Here is a 19,750-nt window from a genome sequence, read left to right on the forward strand (position 1 = left end):
ACGTCAGAGCTTGCGCAGCCGCAGCCGGTTGATGGAGTGATCGGCATCCTTGCGCAGCACCAGGGTGGCCCGCGGCCGGGTGGGCAGGATGTTCTCGATCAGGTTGGGCCGGTTGATCGACCGCCAGATGTCCCGGGCGGCGGTCACCGCCTGCGTGTCGTTGAGCGCCGAGTAGTGGTGGAAGTGCGAGTCGGGGTTGGCGAACGAGGTGGAGCGCATGGCCAGGAACCGCGAGACGTACCAGTGCTCGATGTCCTCCACCCGGGCGTCGACGTAGAGCGAGAAGTCGAACAGGTCGGAGATCATCAGCGTCGGCCCGGTCTGCAGCACGTTGAGGCCTTCGAGGATCAAGATGTCGGGATGGCGCACCACCTGTTTGGCGCTGGCGACGATGTCGTAGCTCAGATGTGAATACACCGGCGCGCAGACGTAATCTGCGCCGGATTTCACCGAGGTGACGAACCGCATCAGGGCGCGCCGGTTGTAGCTTTCCGGGAACCCTTTGCGGTGCATCAGGTTCCGGCGCTCCAGTTCGTGATTGGGGTACAGGAAACCGTCGGTGGTGACCAGGTCCACCCGGGGATGGTGGTCCCAGCGGGCCAGCAGCGCCTGCAGCACACGGGCCGTGGTCGACTTGCCGACCGCCACGCTGCCGGCCACCCCGATGATGAACGGCACCGGCCGGTCCGGGCTCTGGTCGTTTTCGCCGAGGAACTCCGCGGTGGCGGCGAACAGCTGCTGGCGGGCGGCGACCTGCAGGTGCAGAAGTCGCGCGAGCGGCAGATAGACCTCTTCGACCTCCAGCAGGTCGACTTGTTCGCCGAGGCCACGAAGCGCCACGACTTCTTCGGCGGTCAGCGGCATCGGCGTGGACATACGCAGTGTCCGCCATTGACGTCGGTCGAACTCCACGTAGGGACTCGGCTCGCTAAGCCGCCGCATGACCATACAGTCTTGCAGCAGCCCCGACCGTTAGCCTGATCGGGTATGGAGCCCGCCGAATTGATCCGCGAATACCTGTTGCTCGGTCTGCGCTTCGACCGGATCGAGCAGGGCTACGTCGACGCCTACACCGGTGATCCGACGCTTCAGCGGCGCGTCGAGAACGAGCCGACGCCGGACCCGGCCGCGCTGGCCCGCCGGGCCGACGCGCTGATCGCGGCGCTGCCGGCCGGACTCGATGACGCGCGCGCCGAATACCTGCGGGTGCACCTACGCGCGCTGGCCTGCGCCGGCCGAAAGTTCGCCGGCCAGCAGGTCGGGTTCGTCGACGAGGTGCGCGACTACTTCGACGTCGAGATCACCAAGGGCGACCCCGACCGATACCGGGCCGCCCACGCCCGGCTGGACGAGGCGCTCGGCGGCTCCGGACCGCTGGTCGAGCGGATGGCCGCGCACCGCCGAGCCGAGGAGATCCCGCCCGAGCGGCTCGAAGCCGCCATTCACGCGTTCTCCTCGGCGCTGCGCGATCGGGTGCGGGTGCACTTTCCGCTGCCGGAGACCGAGACCATCACCTACGAGGTGGTCAGCGACAAACCCTGGTCGGGGTTCAACTACTACCGCGGCGTCTACCGCTCCACGGTGGCGGTCAACGCCGACCTCAAGCAGCTGATGTCGAACCTGCCGCGGCTGGTGGCCCACGAGTCCTACCCGGGTCATCACACCGAGCACTGCCGCAAGGAAGCCGGCCTGGTCGCCACCCTGGGCCAGGCCGAGCAGACCATCTTCCTGGTCAACACCCCGCAATGCCTGATGGCGGAGGGTTTGGCCGACCTGGCGCTCTACGCCGCGGTCGGAACCGGTTGGGGCCGCTGGGCAGCGGAGATCTACGCCGATCTCGGGATGCGGTTCGACGGCGAACGCGCCGAAGCGGTGTCCGAGGCCGCCGCCGCGCTGGCCGATGTGCGCCAGGACGCGGCGTTGATGCTGCACGACGAGCACCGCGACGCCGACGAGGTGGTCGACTACCTGCAGCGCTGGCTGTTGGTGCCCGAGGACCGGGCCCGGCAGAGCATGCGGTTCCTGTCCTCGCCGCTGTGGCGGGCCTACACCTCGACGTATGTGGAGGGCTACCGGCTGCTGCGCGGCTGGCTGGACGCGGCGCCGTCCGGGGTGAGCCTGACGCAGCGGTTCGGCCGGTTGCTCGACGAGCCGTTGACCCCGTCGGGCCTGCGCGCCGAGTTGGCCGCATAGCGCGTCCGGCGGTGTGTCTCCCGCTCGATAGACTTGCCCCCGTGACCGCCGCACCGCACACCCGCTCCGCATCCACCATGTCGACGCCGCTGGCCGAACTCGACCCGGACATCGCCGAGTTGCTCGGCAAGGAACTGGGGCGCCAACGCGACACCCTGGAGATGATCGCGTCGGAGAACTTCGTGCCGCGGGCGGTGCTGCAGGCGCACGGCAGCGTGCTGACCAACAAGTACGCCGAAGGACTTCCCGGCCGGCGCTACTACGGCGGCTGTGAGCACGTCGACGTGGTGGAGAACATCGCCCGTGACCGAGCCAAGGAGCTGTTCGGTGCTGAGTTCGCCAACGTCCAGCCGCACTCCGGTGCCCAGGCCAACGCCGCGGTGCTGCAGGCGTTGATGGAGCCGGGCGACCGACTGCTGGGCCTGGACCTGGCCAACGGGGGACACCTCACCCACGGCATGCGGCTGAACTTCTCCGGCAAGCTCTACGAGAACGCCTTCTACGGTGTGGACCCGGTCACCCATCGCATCGACATGGACGTGGTCCGGGCGCAGGCGCGCGAGTTCAAGCCGAAGGTGATCATCGCCGGCTGGTCGGCGTATCCGCGCATCGTCGATTTCGCCGCCTTCCGCTCGATCGCCGACGAGGTCGGCGCCACGCTGTGGGTGGACATGGCCCACTTCGCGGGGTTGGTGGCCGCCGGCCTGCATCCCTCCCCGGTGCCGCACGCCCAGGTGGTGTCGACCACCGTGCACAAGACCCTCGGCGGACCCCGCTCGGGGTTGATCGTCGGCAAGAAGGAGTACGCCAAGCAGATCAACTCGGCAGTCTTCCCCGGCCAGCAGGGCGGCCCGCTGATGCATGTGATCGCCGCCAAGGCCGTTGCGCTCAAGATCGCCGGCACGCCGGAGTTCGCCGAGCGCCAGCAGCGGGTGCTCTCCGGCGCCAAGATCCTGGCCGAGCGGTTGTTGGCCGCTGACGTGGCCGAGGCCGGTGTGTCGGTGGTCAGCGGCGGCACCGACGTACACCTGGTGCTCGTCGACCTGCGGGACTCCCCCCTGGACGGCCAGATGGCCGAGGACCTGCTGCATGAGGTCGGCATCACGGTCAACCGCAACGCGGTGCCCAACGACCCGCGTCCGCCGATGGTCACCTCGGGCCTGCGGGTGGGCACCCCGGCGCTGGCCGCCCGAGGCTTCGGCGATGCCGAGTTCACCGAGGTCGCCGATGTCATCGCCACCGCGCTGGCGGCCGGGTCGGCTGCCGATGTCTCGGCGTTGCGGGCCCGGGTCACCAAGCTCGCCCAGGACTTCCCGCTCTACGACGGTCTGGAGGACTGGAAGCTCGCCTAGGTGCAGCTGACACGCCGTGCCCCGAGTTGACAAGATAGTGTGAATTTGGGTTACAGTTACTTTCATGGCTGAACGTCCCGTTGCTAATGCACTGATCCGTGAGCTGGAGCCGGTTGTCGCCGCGAACATGGTCCGCCACATCGAGACGGTGGATCCGTGGTACGCGCACGACTTCGTGCCGTTCGAGCAGGGGCAGAACTTCGCTTTCCTCGGCGGCCAGGACTGGGACCCGTCGCAGGTCAGCCTGCCCAAGGCGATCACCGACGCCTGCGAGATCCTGCTCATCGAGAAGGACAGCCTCGCCGGCTACCACCGTGAGCTCGTCGAGCACTTCATTCTCGAGGACAAGTGGGGACGCTGGATCGGTCGCTGGACCGCAGAGGAGCACCTGCACGCCATCGCCCTGCGCGAGTACCTGATCGTCACCCGCGAGATCGATCCGGACGCCAACGAGCGGGTCCGCATGGAGCACGTGCAGAAGGGTTACCGCGCCGACCGCTACAGCCAGGTCGAGACGCTGGTGTTCATGGCCTTCTACGAGCGCGCCTGCGCCGAGTTCTGCCGCAACCTGGCGGAGCGGACCGACGAGCCGGTGCTCAAGGGGCTGATTGCCCGCATCGCCGGCGACGAGGAACGCCACGAGGAGTTCTTCGCGAACCTGGTCGCGCACTGCCTCGACTATGTCCAGGAGGAGACGGTCGCCGCCATAGCCGCCCGGGCTGCGGAGCTGAAGATCATCGGCGCCGACATCGACGCCTATGCCGACCGGCAGGCCGGAATCGCCGAGGCCGGCATCTTCGGGCCCGACCAACTGCGCCGGGTGATCTCGGATCGGATCAGCGCCTGGGGCCTGGCCGCGCACCCCGATCTGAAGGCGTTCGTCATCAGCTGATGACTCCGGCGCGCCTGCGCAGCGCGCACGCTGGAAGCGGGGTACCGTCGCAATCGATGGCTAGCCACACGCTTCGCTGTCTCGTCGGCACCACCGGTCGTCATCACGACAGGACCGGCCCCGGTCCTGTGCCATACCCCCCGTCGGAATGCTCGCGCGGGGTCGCGCGTGCCCTCACCGCTGGAGCGCTTAGTGCCTGAAATCCGGACGTACGTGCTCGACACCTCCGTGCTGCTGTCTGACCCGTGGGCTTGCGCGCGGTTCGCCGAACACGAGGTCGTCGTTCCACTGGTGGTGATCAGCGAGTTGGAGGCCAAGCGCCACCATCACGAGCTCGGCTGGTTCGCTCGCCAGGCGCTGCGCCTCTTCGACGACATGCGATTAGAGTATGGTCGGCTTGATCAGCCCATTCCCGTTGGGACACAGGGCGGTACGCTTCACGTCGAGCTCAACCACAGTGACCCGGCGGTGCTGCCGACTGGCTTTCGTACGGACAGCAATGACTCGCGCATCCTGACCTGTGCAGCCAACCTGGCCGCCGAAGGACGTCACGTCACCCTGGTGAGCAAAGACATACCGTTGCGGGTCAAAGCCGCCGCACTCGGGTTGGCCGCCGATGAGTACCACGCCCAGGACGTCATAGTCTCCGGCTGGACCGGGATGGACGAGGTCGAGGCCTCCGTCGACGAGATCGACGCCCTGTTCGACGAAGGTGAGATCGATCTCGCCGCGGCACGGGATCTGCCGTGCCACACCGGGATCCGGCTGCTCGGCGGAAGCTCTCATGCGCTGGGCCGGGTCAACGCGGCCAAGCGGGTGCAGTTGGTCCGTGGCGACCGGGAGGCGTTCGGCTTGCGTGGGCGCTCCGCCGAACAGCGCGTCGCGCTCGACCTGCTGCTCGACGAATCGGTCGGCATCGTCTCGCTGGGCGGCAAGGCCGGCACCGGCAAGTCGGCGCTGGCGCTGTGCGCCGGCCTGGAGGCGGTCCTGGAGCGGCGCACTCAGCGCAAGGTGGTGGTGTTCCGCCCGCTGTACGCGGTGGGCGGTCAGGAACTCGGCTATCTTCCGGGCAGCGAGAACGAGAAGATGGGTCCCTGGGCCCAGGCGGTGTTCGACACGCTGGAGGGCCTGGCCAGCCCGGCGGTGCTGGAGGAGGTCGCCTCGCGCGGCATGCTCGAAGTGCTGCCGCTGACCCACATTCGGGGCCGTTCGCTGCACGATTCGTTCGTGATCGTCGACGAGGCGCAATCACTGGAGCGCAACGTGCTGCTGACGGTGCTGTCCCGGCTGGGCACCGGTTCGCGGGTGGTGCTCACCCACGACGTCGCGCAGCGGGACAACCTGCGGGTCGGTCGGCACGACGGCATCGCCGCGGTGATCGAGAAGCTCAAGGGTCACCCGCTGTTCGCCCACATCACCCTGCTGCGCAGCGAACGTTCGCCGATCGCCGCCCTGGTCACCGAGATGCTCGAGGAGATCAGCGGACCCGACCTGAGCTGAGCCCCCCGGTAGGCTGCCGGGGTGGCAAAACCCTGGCATGCCGGTGTGGTTGCGATGGCCGTTGCGGTGCTCGGCGCCTGCACCAGCCATGTCCACGAGGCGTCGGCCGAGCCGGTCGACTGCGCCGTGGACAAGTGTGTGGCGCTGACCTTCGACGACGGTCCCTCGCCCTACACCGACCGGCTGTTGGGGATCTTGAACGACGCCGGTGCGCGCTCCACGTTCTTCCTGATCGGCAACAAGGTGGCTGCCGACCCGGCGGGCGCCAAGCGGATCGCCGACGCCGGGATGGAGATCGGCAGTCATACCTGGGAACACCCGAACATGACCACGATCCCGGCAGCGGACGTGCCCGCGCAGTTCGCCAAGGCCACCGACGCGATCCGTTCCGCCACCGGCATCACGCCCACGTTGTGGCGCCCACCCGGCGGGCTGACCGACGCGGCGGTCAACGCGCGGGCCGCCGAGGCCGGACAGGCGGCGATCCTGTGGGATGTCATCCCGTTCGACTGGATCAACGACGCCGACACCAATGCCACCCGCTACATGCTGATGACCCAGATCAAGCCCGGGTCGGTGGTGTTGTTCCACGACACCTACTCGTCCACCGTGGATCTGGTCTACCAGTTCCTGCCGGTGCTCAGAGCCAATGGCTACCACGTGGTTACGGTCAGCCAGCTGCTCGGCCCGCGCGCGCCGGGCAGCGTGTACGGGGGCCGGGACAACGGCCCGCCGGTCAATGAGCTGCAGGACATCCCACCCGCGGACATCCCGGGACTGCCCGCGACGCCGTCGCCGCCGCCGATGCCGAATTTCCCGATCACCGATATTGCCGGGGCGAACTCCGGGGGCCCCAACAACGGCGGGTAGCGAAGGGGATCGGTCAGCCCAAAACCTGCCCAATTACGCCGAGCGCCCCCATAGGGTTTATGCATGGTGGAGCCGAGCTATGAGGACGTCACCGGGGTAGCCCAGTCGGCGGCGGCAACCATTGCCAAACTGGAGAACCGCTTCGGTGAGATTGCGCGCGCCGTTCAGCAGCGCGTGATGGATGAAATCGCGGAGATGCGCGACGACATACCGTTGCTGGACCTCCTACAGGCCAGCGTCGAGCAGAATGTCGACGCGGTGCTGTCCGCGATCCAGTACGGCATCCCGATCCAACAGATCGAGCCACCCAGCGCGGCGCTCGAACACGCCCGACGCCTGGCCCAGCGCGGGGTGTCGGTCAACGTGTTAATCAGGGCCTACCGTTTCGGCCAGCAGACGCTGTTGGACGTGGTGCTCGACCAGATCCGGATCGCCGAGCCGGACCCAGAGCGAAGCCTGGCGGTCTACCAACAGATCACCGCGACCACCTTCGGATACATCGACCGCATCTCTCAAGAGGTCATCGCGGTCTATCAAAATGAGCGGGATCGCTGGTTGGAGACCCAGAACAGTGCCCGAGCGCTGCGTGTTCGAGAGTTACTGGATTCGGACACCGTCGACGACGGTGAGCAGAGCGCCGCGATCGGATATCCGCTCGACCGGCTGCATCTTGCGGTGGTCGTCTGGTGGCGCGAGCCATACGTAGCCGATGGGATGGTGCGGATGGACCGATTTGTGCGCGCGCTATCTGAATTTGTGGGGCGCCAGGACCGCCCGTTGTTCGTTGCCGCCGACCGAATGACCGGGTGGGGGTGGATTCCCCTGGCGGCCGACGCATCGTCGGATGCGGTGGTGGCACGTGCTCGCGCGTTCGCCAAAGCCCAGCATCACGCCCCATTGCTCGCGATCGGCGATCCCCTGTCGGGCCTCGACGGATTCCGGCGTTCGCATCGCCGGGCCGTGGCGGCGAGCGCGGTCGCTATCGCGGCCGGCCCACATGCCGAAACAGTTGTTGCCAACAACGACCCGGGGCTATCGGCCGCCGCGCTGCTCGGAAGCAACGTCGAGGCGGCCCAGGAATGGGTCGGTGAGGTGCTTGGACCGTTGGCCGGCGCCACCGACAGTGATGAGCGTCTGAGGGAAACGCTCCGGGTTTTTCTGCATGCTGGGTCCAGCTACAAGGCGGCAGCTAGGCAGCTGGATCTGCATTTCAACTCGGTGAAGTACCGTGTGGCGCGCGCCGAGGAACGTCGTGGGCGGCCGATAGTCGATGACCGCCTGGAAGTCGAACTTGCCCTGCTGCTGTGCCGGTGGTTCCGCAACGCCGTGCTCCAGTGACGTCACCGAAAAAATTGACGTTGCCACGCAACAAGATTTCGGTGCTCGGCTGTATCCGAAACACAAAGCCCGCACGGGATTCGTACGGCGAACTTTCCGGCGTCGTTAGATGACGTTGAGGTAGAACTATGCGTTTCTCGGTAGATCTGGAGGGGAAGGCCGCAAGATGTCTGGACAAAGGGGTAAGTCCCCTGGGGTGGTGGGGTTTCGGTCCTGCGGTTGACCGGGGCGGACTGGCTCTGGTGTGTCGTTGGGGGCTTTGGGGTGGGTCATCGCGTAGTGGTCAGTGAGTTACCGACCAAAGTGACTCAAGCAAAGGACACACGACGCGATGACCCAGGATCATTCTGCCTTGCTCGCCCAGCTCGACGCGCTTACCGCCGCTGATTCCGGTGCGGTGTTCGCGGAGCTGATTCGTGCCGGGCTGCAGGCGCTGATTGAGGCCGAAGCCACCGAGAAGATCGGCGCCGGCCGCTACCAGCGCAGCAGTGACCGCCAAACCCACCGCAACGGGCACCGGCCCAAGGCACTGTCGACGACCTCCGGTGACATCGAAGTGCAGATCCCCAAGCTGCGGGCCGGATCGTTTTTCCCGTCTCTGCTGGAGCGTCGGCGTCGCATCGACAAGGCCCTGCACGCGGTGATCATGGAGGCCTACGTGCACGGGGTTTCGACCCGCAACGTCGATGACCTCGTCGGTGCTCTCGGGGTCGACTCGGGCATCTCCAAATCGGAAGTTTCGCGCATCTGCGCAGGTCTGGATCGCGAGATCGAGGCGTTTCGCACCCGCAGCCTGACCCACACGACGTTCCCGTACGTGTTCTGCGATGCCACGTTCTGCAAAGTCCGTGTCGGTGCCCACGTGGTCTCCCAAGCCCTGGTGGTGGCCACCGGGGTCTCTATCGATGGCACCCGCGAAGTCCTCGGGACCGCCGTCGGTGACAGTGAATCGTTCGAGTTCTGGCGTGAGTTTTTGGCCTCGCTCAAAGCCCGCGGTCTCGCCGGGGTGCACTTGGTGATCTCCGATGCCCACGCCGGCCTCAAGGCGGCGGTCGCCCAGCAGTTCAGCGGATCAGCCTGGCAACGCTGCCGGGTGCACTTCATGCGTAACCTGCACGGCGCCGTGGCCGCCAAGCATGCCCCGGCGGTGACCGCGGCGGTCAAGACGATCTTCGCCCACACCGACCCCGCCGATGTTGCCGCGCAATGGGATCAGGTCGCCGCCTCGCTTAAGTCGGCGTTTCCCAAGGTCACTGTCATGATGGATGGCGCCAAGACCGATGTGCTGGCCTTCACGGCGTTTCCGAAAGCGCACTGGCAGAAGATCTGGTCGAACAACCCGATTGAGCGGCTCAACAAGGAGATCAAACGCCGCGCCGATGTCGTGGAGATCTTCCCCAACCCGGCCGCGTTCCTGCGCCTGGCCACTGCCGTGGTCATCGAAGCCCACGACGAATGGCAGGTCACCCGCCGCTACCTATCCGAGGTCTCCATGGCCGAGTTGCGCAAAGTCATCGCCGCCAAACAGCTAGCGGCCGAACCACTAGCCGACCAACGCCAAATCGCCTAGCATTCACCGCGACTCGTTGATCACCACGCGTGACTCACGCCGATCCGAAGTCCACCATCCCAAGGGGCACTATCGGACAAAGTCGTTCAACCCGTGCGATAACCAAGCCGCGACGTCGGAGCCTGATCGGTGCAGGCACGGCGCTGGGAGCAGTTTTGACGTTCGGGATCACGCCCCTGACAACTGCACCGGCGGCACATGCCGACGAGCTCGATTGGTTGTTCGAACTTGTTGACCCGCTGTTCGGTATCGGATATAGCGAAGGCGGAGCCACGGACGCATTTTTCGCCGCGCTGGATCCCTCGGTCTGGGGTGAGATGTCCGCCGGGGCCGCCGCGGGGTCGCTGGCTGATCTGTTCGGCGACCCGGTGGCCTGGCAGACCGACTTCTGGCTGCCGTTCCACTCGATGCTCGAGGACTGGATCCACAGTGACATGGGTCAGGCGGTCGGCGCCGTCATCAACCCGTGGTTCCAAGTCGGCGCGTTCTGCGGGCTGATCTGCGACGGCACCGACGGTACCCAGGCAAGCCCGGACGGCGGCAACGGTGGTCTGTGGTTTGGGGACGGCGGGGACGGCTGGAGCAGCGACGCGGCCGGTGTGGCCGGAGGCAACGGCGGCCACGCAGGCGGGTGGGGCAATGGCGGCGACGGCGGTGCCGGTGGACTGGGCGCCGATGGCGGCGACGGCGGTGCAGGTGGCGAGTGGTGGGGTAACGGCGGGGACGGCGGAGCCGGAGGTGCCGGCTACGCCGATCACGTGGATGGCGGCAACGGCGGCAACGGTGGTGGCACCGGGCAGGTCCAAGATTTGTTCGGCATTGGTGCGGCCGGTAATGGCGGTAACGGTGGCAGGGGCGGCGACGGCTATCGAGGTACCGACGGCCAAGCGCCACAGCCCAGTGGTAAGGCAGCCGACGGCGGCATCGGTCAGAACAGCTTCAACGGCGACCACACGGTCACCGGCGGCGGGCGGGGATCCGACGGTCAGGTTGTCGACGGGCTGGCCCAGGCCGGCGGTGACGGTGGTAACGGCGGCGACGATGTCTGGAACACCGAGTCCCACCTGACTCACGGCGGCAATGGCGGTGACGGCGGTGCCGGCGCGCCCACCGCGGCCGGCGGACTTGGCGGCAACGGAGGCAGCGCGTCCAGCCTCGCCGGCGGCAACGCCATCGCCGGCAACGGCGGCAGCGGCGGCACGGGTGGTGGCGGATCGAGCGGTACCGGTGGCGGCAACGGCGGCAACGGTGGGGCCGGCGGCGTGGGATCCCTGTGGTTCGGTGTGGGCGGTAATGGCGGCAACGGTGGCAATGGAGCGGACGGCGGCAACGCCGTAGGTGCCGGCAATGCCGGAGGCAACGCAGGCAGCGGCGGATCTGCGACAGCGTTCGGGGGTACGGGAAATGCCAACGCGGGCAATGGCGGTGACGGTGGTGCCGGTGGCAACGGCGGCAATGGTGGTGCCGGTGGTAATGGTGGCAAGGGCGGGGCAGCCGGCGTCGGTGCCGGCGGGAACGGGACCGACGGGAACGGCGGAAATGGGGGCAGTGGCGGCAACGGTACCGATGGTGGCAATGGGGGTGATGCCGGCGACGGTGGCGACGCCGCCGCCTCCAATGGCACGGCAACGCCCGGCACGGGCGGTACCGGTGGGGCAGCCGGCGCGGCGGGCGCTGCTGGCGGAGCTGGTCAAGGCGGCGCGGCAGGTGGGTCTACTGGCTCAGCCGGTCAGGACGGCGCCAGCGACGGTACGGCCGGTAATCCGGGTATCGCGGGTAACGATGGCACCAACGGGCATGTCACATAGCGACTTTTGTGGCGAAACCCTGGGCCAGGTCACAATTTTCGGCAGAATCGATATGCATGACTGACTTCACCAGACGTGCCGTTCTAGGTCGTTTCGCGGTCGCCGGCGTTGCTGCTGCGGCAGGCTCGGCATGGGTATCAGCTTGCGAGGGAAAGCAGTCCGGCGGGTCCTTGAACACCGACAACGAGGTCAAGCCGGCTACCGAAGCGACCAAGGCAGCCAACGCCGACGTGCTCAAGTCGCTGCCGTTCAACGATCGCAGCGACTTCGAGGACGCGCAACGCAACCTCATCGCGCGTCCTGACACGCTGACTATCAAAGATGCCGACGGCAACACCGTATGGGACTTGGAGAGCTACAAGGCGTTCATCGGCGACGACAAGCCGGCACCGGACACCGTCAACCCCAGCCTGTGGCGCAACGCGCAGTTGTGTATGAACTATGGCCTGTTTAAGGTCGTCGACCGTATTTACCAGGTGCGCGGTTACGACTTGTCTAACATCACCTTCATCCAGGGCGACACCGGGTGGATCGTTTTCGACCCACTGGTCTCGCCGGAGACTGCAAGGGCCGCGCTGGATTTGGCAAACCGGCATCTGGGGGAGAAGCCCATCGTGGCCGTCGTGCACAGTCATTCCCACACGGACCACTACGGCGGAATCCGCGGGGTCGTTGCACAGGGTGACGTCGACTCAGGGAAGATCAGGGTCATCGCGCCGGCGAACTTTGTCGAGGACGTCGTCGACGAGAATGTACTGGCCGGCAATGCCATGTCTCGGCGCGCGGTCTACATGTTTGGCGCGCAGTTGCCCCGCGATCCGGCGGGTGGCGTGAACGCTGGCCTTGGGCAGACGATTTCAACAAGCAAGCCGACCTTGATCATGCCGACCGACATCGTCAGCACGACTGGAACGAAGCTGACGGTCGACGGCGTGGAGATGGTGTTCCAGATGACCCCAGGCACCGAAGCGCCCACCGAGATGAACACGTTCTTCCCGCAGTTCAAGGCGATGTGGATGGCAGAGAACACCACCAACACCATGCATAACCTGCTGACACTGCGCGGGGCACAGGTGCGCAATCCGCTGATCTGGGCGGCCTTCATCGACGAAGCGATCCGGTTGTACGGCGCGCAGACCGAGGTGAAATTTCAGAGCCACCACTGGCCGATGTGGGGCAATGCCAAGATCGTCGATTACTTCAAGCGTCAACGGGATCTGTACAAATACACCCATGACCAGTCGGTGCGGTTGATGAACGAGGGTTTGATCGGTTCCGAGATCGCCGAAGAGATCGAGCTACCTCCCGAGCTGTCCAACTTCTGGCCGAATCGTGGCTACTACGGAACGCTGCGCCACAATTCCCGTGCTGTGTACCAGCGTTACATGGGCTGGTATGACAGCAACCCGTCCGATCTGAATGACCTCCCTCCGCAGCAAGCGGCCACTAAGTACATCGAGTACATGGGTGGCGAATCGGCGGTACTGCGGAAAGCCAAGGGGGACTTTGACGCCGGCAATTATCGCTGGGCCGCGATGGTGCTCAAGCACGTCGTATTCGCCAACCCCGACAGCGTCGACGGCAAGAACCTCTTGGCGGATTGCTACGAGCAGCTTGGTTATCAAGCCGAATCCGGGCCATGGCGTTCGGAGTACCTGCAAGGGGCTTACGAGTTGCGTAACGGCGTTCCGGACGTCGCAGCGACCGACGCGGCCAGCCCGGACACCATCCGGGCTATGCCCCCGGAGAAGCTGTTCGACTATCTCGCGGTGCGGCTCAACGGGCCGAAGGCGGCGGGCAAGAAGATCACGCTCAACATGAAATTCACCGACTTGAATAAGGAATACGGCCTCACCGTGGAGAACGCGGTGTTGAACTACGCGCCCGAACCGGTAGATGGTGCCGATGCGACCCTAACTCTGGACAAGGCCACGCTCGACGACATCGAGCTCAAGAAAATCAAGCTGGACCAGGCCATTTCGTCGAAGCGGATCACCATCGACGGCAACCGAGGAGCCTTCGACGAGTTTATGGGGCTGCTCGACACGTTCCCGTTCTGGTTCAACATCGTCACCCCCTGATCCGGCTCGCCTGTCGCCGGCTTCCGTCTTGAGTCAAGAAGTTGGCTGTTCTGTGGGGTTTCTCCTGCCAGGTAGGCCTGTTCTGGGTTGTGGTGTGCCAGCGTCTGGTGCGCCCGACTCACCTCAGCTCATCGTTAGCCAGCGCTGGCAAGCGCCAGGCACCTCCGTACGGCGCGCGCCAGCGTCCTCCACACCTTCTGGTCGTTGCCTGGCTATCCACAAGTGGCGACCCTGTCAGAAAGTTTGAGTCAGTGGAGAGCGCTATAATCGAACGTATGTTCGAGCAGTCGCGGGTTCCGTCTCCGGAGTCGGTGGCGCGGCTTAGTGAGCTGTTTGCGCGGCGGTATCCGTCGGTGACGTCGGAGTCGGCGGTGTTGGTGGATCGGGTTTGTGGGGCGGCGCGGGCGGAGAATCGGGCGGCGGCGGCGCAGTTGGTGGCGATCGGGGAGTTGTTCGCGCTGCGGTTGAGCTCCTGTGGTGAGACCGAAGTGTGGGCGGTCGATACCGAGGCGGCGGTGGCTGCGGAGGTGGCGGCGGCGTTGCGGATCAGCCAGGGGTTGGCGGCTAGTCGGTTGCATTACGCGCGGGTGATGCGTGAGGAGTTGCCGCAGGTGGCGGAGGTGTTCAAGGCCGGCGATATCGATATGCGGTTGTTTCAGACGATCGTGTATCGCACCGGGTTGATCACCGACCGGCAGGTGCTGGCGGTCGTTGATGGGCAGTTGGCGGCGCAGGTGGGGCGGTGGCCGTCGCTGACCAGGAGTCGGTTGGCGGCAAAGATCGACAAGATCGTGGCCCAGGCCGATGCCGATGCGGTGCGCCGCCGCAAAGAACGCCAAGCCGAGCGTGAGGTCGGCTTCAGCGATCAGGAGGGCGGGATCACCGATATCTACGGCAGCCTGTTCACCACCGATGCCCGTGCACTGGACAAGGCGCTGGATGCGTTGGCCGCCACGGTCTGTGAGCACGATCCGCGCACGCGTGAGCAGCGGCGTGCCGATGCGATGGGGGCGTTGGCGGCGCGCGCCGATCGGCTGGGTTGTCGCTGCGGGCGCCCGGACTGTGTGGCGGGTTCCCGCCCCGGGGCCTCGCCGGTGTTGATTCATGTGATCGCTGAGCGGGCTAGCGTCGACGGGACTGGGGATGCGCCGGGCTCGTTGGTCGGGGCTGATGGGTTGATCCCGCCGGAGGTGGTTGCTGAGCTCGCCCGATCGGCCCGGTTGGTGTCGGTGGTGCATCCCGGCGATGCCCCGCCGGAGCCCGGGTATGTGCCGTCGAAGGCGTTGGCGGATTTTGTGCGGTGCCGGGATATGACGTGTCGTTGGCCCGGTTGTGACCGCCCGGCGCTCGACTGCGACATCGACCATACGATTGCCTACGGTGACGGTGGGCCCACGCATGCGTCGAATCTCAAATGTTATTGCCGCACCCATCATTTGGTGAAGACGTTTTGGGGGTGGCGAGATCAGCAGCTGCCCGATGGCACGGTGATCCTGACTTCGCCGTCGGGGTGCACGTACGTCACCACCCCGGGCAGTTCGTGGCTGTTCCCGCACTTGTGCGCACCCACCGGGGACCTGCCGACACCCAAGCCACGTGTCGATGACCGCTGTGGTGATCGGACCGCGATGATGCCCCGCCGACGGCGCACCCGCGCCCAACACCGCGCGGCCCGTATCGCTACCGAACGCAACCAGAACCGCAAAGCCCGCCAAGCGCGACACGCCGCATTCGACGCCGTCTGGTTCCCCAAAGCCACCGCCGCCGCAGACGACGACCCACCACCCTTCTAACGGCGCATAGCCTATTGACACTTTGACACGAAAAACTATTCTTTGTGTCAAGTGAGCCGAGGAGGCCTGAGATGATGGCAGTGATCAATCGCGTCACCAGCATCGACCCTGCCGCTCGGGTTCGGCCCGAGGTGATGGCCCAATTTCGTCGGCACTCCGGCAGCGTGCTGTCGGGCCTGTTCGGTGCCGCGGCATTCGACGAGGTGGCGTTGGTACCGGTGGCGGCCGCGGTGGACAAGACCGGGCGTTTCGAGCGCAACTTCACCGACCGCGCCATCCGCAGCGGATTCTCTGCGCTGCTTGCCATCTGGGGAGACGCCGAGGACCGCGCCGCCGAAGGCGAACGCCTCAAGCGGATGCACCGCGACGTGCACGGCCACGGCAAAGGGGACTTCGCCGATGTGCGCTACAGCGCGCTGAATCCACGCCTGTGGAACTGGATTGCCGTCAGCGGCATGTTCGTGACCCTCAATTCGTTCACCCCGGTCACCGGAATCAAATGGAATGACGCCGAGCAGGAGGCGGCCTACCAGCAACTGGTCGAGGCATTCCGCGCGCTCGAGCTGCCCGGCAAGGCCGGCAAGTTCCCTGCGACCTACGCCGAGGCCGTCGAATACTACGACCGGATGGTGCAGACCGACCTGGCGGCCAACCCGTTCTTGGATCGGGTCACCGCGGGTCTGGGCAAGCTGCCGCTGCCGTCGGCGCTGCCCGCCCCGGTACGGGCCGCAGCGGGGCCATTGTGGTCGGTCGTCAGCGCGGGGGCTGGCCGCGTGGTGAAGATCTGTTCGTTCGGGATCATGCATCCCGGGGTTCGGGAGCTGACCGGCTTCCGGTGGCAACCGCACCACGACGTCGAATTCAACTTCTACACCCAGCTGCTGCAGATGGCGTGGCGGGTTTTGCCTGATCGGGTGGTGCTTGTGCCGCTGGCCTACAACAGGTTGCAGTACGAGAAGCTGGTGAAGATGCACCGCTCGGTCGCACTGGATTCCTTTGCACCACCCGGCTGCCCGATGGGATGACACACTGGTGCCGATGACATCGCGACGCAGTACCGCGAGCCCAGCTGAGCAGGAGGCGGCCATCCTCAAAGCTGCCGCCGAGGAAGTCGGGCTGGTCGGTGTGGGCCGCGCCAGCCTTGATGTCATCGCCCGCCAGGCGGGGGTCAGCCGCAGTACCTTGTACCGGCGCTTCCCGACTCGCGACGCATTGATCACCGAGCTCGGCCGCCGAGCCTTCGACAACGCGATGCTTCAGCTGCGCACCGTTGCGGTGGACTCTGGGCCGAAGAACGCTGCGGTCGCGGCGTTTCGCGCCGGATTGCGGCTGCTGACCACCGATCCGGTCGTGCGAAAGCTGCTCCGGCTTGACGCCGGTGTACCGATGATGGCCGGGATGTACCAGGAGGCCGAAGCATTCCTGGACAGCGCGTCGAGCGCGATGGCCAAGGCGCTACGCGCGGCCGGGGCCACCATGCCCGACGCGGACTTGGTGGCCGCCGCCGAATTGCATGTGCGCCTGGCTGCATCGATCGCCCAGGTGTCGACGTCGGTGCTCGACCCGGCCGACGACCAGGCGGTCAGCGCTTACGCGAATAAGTATCTGGCGCCACTGGTCTGGTAGCCGCTGGGGCGGAACCGAGCCGCAGAACAACGGCTGCCGAGGCCAGCGAGAATGCCCCGACCACCCACAGTGCGGCCTTGCCGTCGCCGGTCAGGTCCGTCAGCCAACCCGTGACGTAGGGCCCCCCGAAACCGCTGATGTTGCCCAGCGAGTTGATCAAGGCGATGCCACCGGCCGCCGCGGTCCCGGTCAGGAAAGTCGAGGGCAGCGCCCAGAAGACCGGCATGGCGCACATGATCGAGCACGTCGTCAACGTGATCGCGACCATCGCCAGATACGGGTTGGCCATGTACAGCGCCGCCGGAATACACACCCCGCCGATGATCGCCGGGATCGCTACATGCCAGACGCGTTCGCCCGTCCGGTCGGCGTGGCGAGCCCAGGGCACCATCACGGCCGCGGCGATGGCGTAGGGAATGGCGGTCACCAGACCGCGCCCGATGATGCTCAGGTGGCTGCCGTACTGCTGCTGAAATCCCGCGATGATGGTCGGCAGGAAGAATCCAACGGCGTACAGCCCGTAGACGATCCCGAAGTAGATGAACGCCAGCGCCAGGATCCTGGGGTGGCTGAGCGCCTTGCGCAGCGGCCAGTGCTGACCGGCCTCGGCCGCCGCACGCTCGTCGGCCAACGTGGTTTCCAGCCATTGCCGCTCGTCGGCGTCGAGCCAGTCGGCTTGAGCTGGGCGATCGGTCAGGTAGAGCCAGCAGACGAACGCCAGCACAATGGCCGGCAGCCCCTCGACCAGGAACATGAACCGCCAGCCGGCCAGGCCGAACACGCCGTGGCCCCAATCGATGACGAGTGCGGACAGGGTGGAGCCGATGGCCGTGGACACCGGCACCGACACCATGAACAGCGAGACCGCCCGGGATCGGTGCTTCTCCGGGAACCAGAACGTCAGGTACAGGATGATGCCCGGGAAGAAGCCGGCTTCGGCTACGCCCAGTAGGAACCGCAGTGCGACGAGCGTCGCTGCGTTGGGCACGAAAGCGATTGCGGTGCTGACGATTCCCCAGGTCAACATGATGCGGGCCAGCCAGCGTCGACCGCCAAACTTATGCAGGGCGATGTTGCTGGGTATCTCCAGCAACAGGTAGCCGAAGAAGAAGATCCCCGACGCGAACCCGAACGTGGTGGCGGTCAGGCCGAGTTCGGCGTTCATCCCGTTGGGCCCGGCGAAGCCGATGTTGACCCGGTCCAGGTAGTTGACGAAGAACAGCAGCGCCAGGAACGGGATGAGCCGACGAGAGACTTTCGCCAGTGTCACCCGGCCCAGCGCCGCCGCGGCGGGGTCAGCGTTCATCCGCGGCCTGGCGGATTAGTCCTTCACCTTGGCCATGGCCAGCACGTCGAGGCGCTTGTCCAGCTCGGCCTCCGACAGGTTGTCGCCGATCAGGCCGCGGTCGATCACGGTCTGGCGAATCGTCTTGCGCTCCTTGAGGGCCTGCTTGGCCACCGCGGCGGCCTCCTCGTAGCCGATCGCGGAGTTCAGCGGCGTCACGATCGACGGGCTGGACTCGGCCAGCTCACGCAGGTGCTCCTCGTTGGCGACCAGCCCGACGATGCAGCGCTCGGCGAACAGACGCGAGACGTTGGACAGCAGCGTGAACGACTCCAGCATGTTGCGCGCCATCATCGGGATGTAGACGTTGAGCTCGAAGGCACCGTTGCCGCCGCCCCAGGCGATGGCCGCGTCGTTGCCGATCACCTGCGCCGCCACCTGGGTGACCGCCTCGGGCAGAACGGGGTTCACCTTGCCCGGCATGATCGAGCTGCCCGGCTGCAGGTCCGGCAGCTGGATCTCGGCCAGGCCGGTCAGCGGGCCCGACCCCATCCAGCGGATGTCGTTGGCGATCTTGGTCAGCGACACCGCGATGGTGCGCAGCGCGCCCGATGCCTCGACCAGGCCGTCGCGCGCCGCCTGGGCCTCGAACGAGTTGGCGGCGGTACGCAGTTCGGTGATCCCGGTCTCGGCGACCAGCACCTCGACCACCTTGGCGCCGAAGCCGTCCGGGGCGTTCAGGCCGGTGCCGACGGCGGTGCCGCCGATCGCCAGCTCACCCAGGCGGGGCAGGGTGGCCTGCACACGCTCGATGCCGGCAGCGATCTGGCGGGCGTAGCCGGAGAACTCCTGACCCAGGGTGACCGGGACGGCGTCCATCAGGTGGGTGCGGCCCGACTTCACCACGGTGCGCCACTGCGCGGCCTTGGCGGCCAGCGCGTCGTGCAGCACCTGCAGCGACGGAATCAGGTGGCGCACGGCGGCTTCGGTGGCCGCGATGTGGGTGGCGGTCGGGAAGGTGTCGTTGGACGACTGCGACATGTTCACGTCGTCGTTGGGGTGCACCGTCACGCCGGCCGCGGCGGCGATCGAGGCGATCACCTCATTGGTGTTCATGTTCGAGCTGGTGCCCGAGCCGGTCTGGAACACGTCGATGGGGAACTGGTCGTCGTGCTTGCCGTCGGCGATCTCGGCGGCGGCGGCCTTGATGGCGGCGGCCTTGGCAGGGTCCAGCAGGCCCAGGTCGGCGTTCACCTGCGCGCAGGCGCTCTTGAGCAGGCCCAGGGCCCGGATCTGAGTGCGCTCCAGGCCACGCCCGGAGATCGGGAAGTTCTCCACCGCGCGCTGGGTCTGGGCGCGCCACAGTGCGGTCACCGGCACCCGGACCTCGCCCATGGTGTCGTGTTCGATGCGGTATTCGATCTCGCTCATAGCTGTGCAGT

At 66.4% G+C, this 19,750-nt stretch carries 15 protein-coding genes; 12 read left to right on the forward strand and 3 right to left on the reverse strand.

What is annotated here, in order from left to right; all coding sequences use genetic code 11:
- Positions 1–3: 3 nt before the first annotated feature.
- Positions 4–942 (reverse strand): type I pantothenate kinase, encoded by a 939-nt coding sequence (gene coaA / locus RCP38_RS04875; protein ID WP_308475907.1) that lies wholly within the window; start codon positions 940–942, stop codon positions 4–6.
- Positions 943–987: 45 nt separating this feature from the next.
- Here coaA and RCP38_RS04880 point away from each other — a divergent pair, with 45 nt between their 5' ends.
- The 12 genes from RCP38_RS04880 (at position 988) to RCP38_RS04935 (ending at position 17,023) form a co-directional block, all read left to right on the forward strand.
- Entirely contained in the window at positions 988–2,193 is a 1,206-nt protein-coding gene (locus RCP38_RS04880) for a DUF885 domain-containing protein (RefSeq protein WP_308475908.1), read from the forward strand.
- A 77-nt stretch (positions 2,194–2,270) separates the two neighbouring features.
- Positions 2,271–3,545, forward strand: a complete 1,275-nt coding sequence (gene glyA, locus RCP38_RS04885) for a serine hydroxymethyltransferase (protein ID WP_308477064.1) — start codon at positions 2,271–2,273, stop codon at positions 3,543–3,545.
- Positions 3,546–3,609: 64 nt separating this feature from the next.
- Positions 3,610–4,437, forward strand: coding sequence for an acyl-ACP desaturase (locus RCP38_RS04890; protein WP_308475910.1), 828 nt, complete (start codon positions 3,610–3,612; stop codon positions 4,435–4,437).
- Between the two features lie 192 nt (positions 4,438–4,629).
- Positions 4,630–5,937: a PhoH family protein gene (locus tag RCP38_RS04895; protein WP_308475911.1), complete on the forward strand. Its 1,308-nt coding sequence runs from the start codon at positions 4,630–4,632 to the stop codon at positions 5,935–5,937.
- Between the two features lie 54 nt (positions 5,938–5,991).
- Complete coding sequence (locus RCP38_RS04900; protein ID WP_308477065.1) at positions 5,992–6,807, forward strand: polysaccharide deacetylase family protein; 816 nt, start codon at positions 5,992–5,994, stop codon at positions 6,805–6,807.
- A gap of 63 nt (positions 6,808–6,870) precedes the next feature.
- On the forward strand, positions 6,871–8,145 hold the full coding sequence (locus RCP38_RS04905) for a PucR family transcriptional regulator (protein WP_308475913.1): 1,275 nt from the start codon (positions 6,871–6,873) through the stop codon (positions 8,143–8,145).
- Between the two features lie 331 nt (positions 8,146–8,476).
- Positions 8,477–9,715 carry an IS256 family transposase gene (locus RCP38_RS04910; protein ID WP_308474565.1) on the forward strand — a complete coding sequence of 413 codons (1,239 nt, stop codon included), beginning with the start codon at positions 8,477–8,479 and terminating at the stop codon, positions 9,713–9,715.
- A 218-nt stretch (positions 9,716–9,933) separates the two neighbouring features.
- Complete coding sequence (locus tag RCP38_RS04915; protein WP_308475914.1) at positions 9,934–11,523, forward strand: PGRS repeat-containing protein; 1,590 nt, start codon at positions 9,934–9,936, stop codon at positions 11,521–11,523.
- A gap of 56 nt (positions 11,524–11,579) precedes the next feature.
- Positions 11,580–13,604, forward strand: coding sequence for an alkyl/aryl-sulfatase (locus tag RCP38_RS04920; protein ID WP_308475915.1), 2,025 nt, complete (start codon positions 11,580–11,582; stop codon positions 13,602–13,604).
- 275 nt (positions 13,605–13,879) lie between these two features.
- Positions 13,880–15,397 carry an HNH endonuclease signature motif containing protein gene (locus RCP38_RS04925; protein ID WP_308475916.1) on the forward strand — a complete coding sequence of 506 codons (1,518 nt, stop codon included), beginning with the start codon at positions 13,880–13,882 and terminating at the stop codon, positions 15,395–15,397.
- Between the two features lie 71 nt (positions 15,398–15,468).
- Positions 15,469–16,422 carry an oxygenase MpaB family protein gene (locus RCP38_RS04930; protein WP_308475918.1) on the forward strand — a complete coding sequence of 318 codons (954 nt, stop codon included), beginning with the start codon at positions 15,469–15,471 and terminating at the stop codon, positions 16,420–16,422.
- A gap of 13 nt (positions 16,423–16,435) precedes the next feature.
- Entirely contained in the window at positions 16,436–17,023 is a 588-nt protein-coding gene (locus RCP38_RS04935; RefSeq protein WP_065039336.1) for a TetR/AcrR family transcriptional regulator, read from the forward strand.
- Here RCP38_RS04935 and RCP38_RS04940 read toward each other — a convergent pair.
- Together RCP38_RS04940 and RCP38_RS04945 are read right to left on the reverse strand one after the other, a co-directional pair.
- Positions 16,980–18,329 carry an MFS transporter gene (locus RCP38_RS04940; protein ID WP_308475919.1) on the reverse strand — a complete coding sequence of 450 codons (1,350 nt, stop codon included), beginning with the start codon at positions 18,327–18,329 and terminating at the stop codon, positions 16,980–16,982. The genes RCP38_RS04935 and RCP38_RS04940 overlap by 44 nt on opposite strands.
- A 15-nt stretch (positions 18,330–18,344) precedes the next feature.
- On the reverse strand, positions 18,345–19,739 hold the full coding sequence (locus RCP38_RS04945) for a class II fumarate hydratase (RefSeq protein ID WP_308475920.1): 1,395 nt from the start codon (positions 19,737–19,739) through the stop codon (positions 18,345–18,347).
- Between the last annotated feature and the right edge of the window lie 11 nt (positions 19,740–19,750).

The organism is Mycolicibacter sp. MU0083, assembly GCF_963378075.1.
GTDB classification, from domain to species: Bacteria; Actinomycetota; Actinomycetes; order Mycobacteriales; family Mycobacteriaceae; genus Mycobacterium; species Mycobacterium kokjensenii.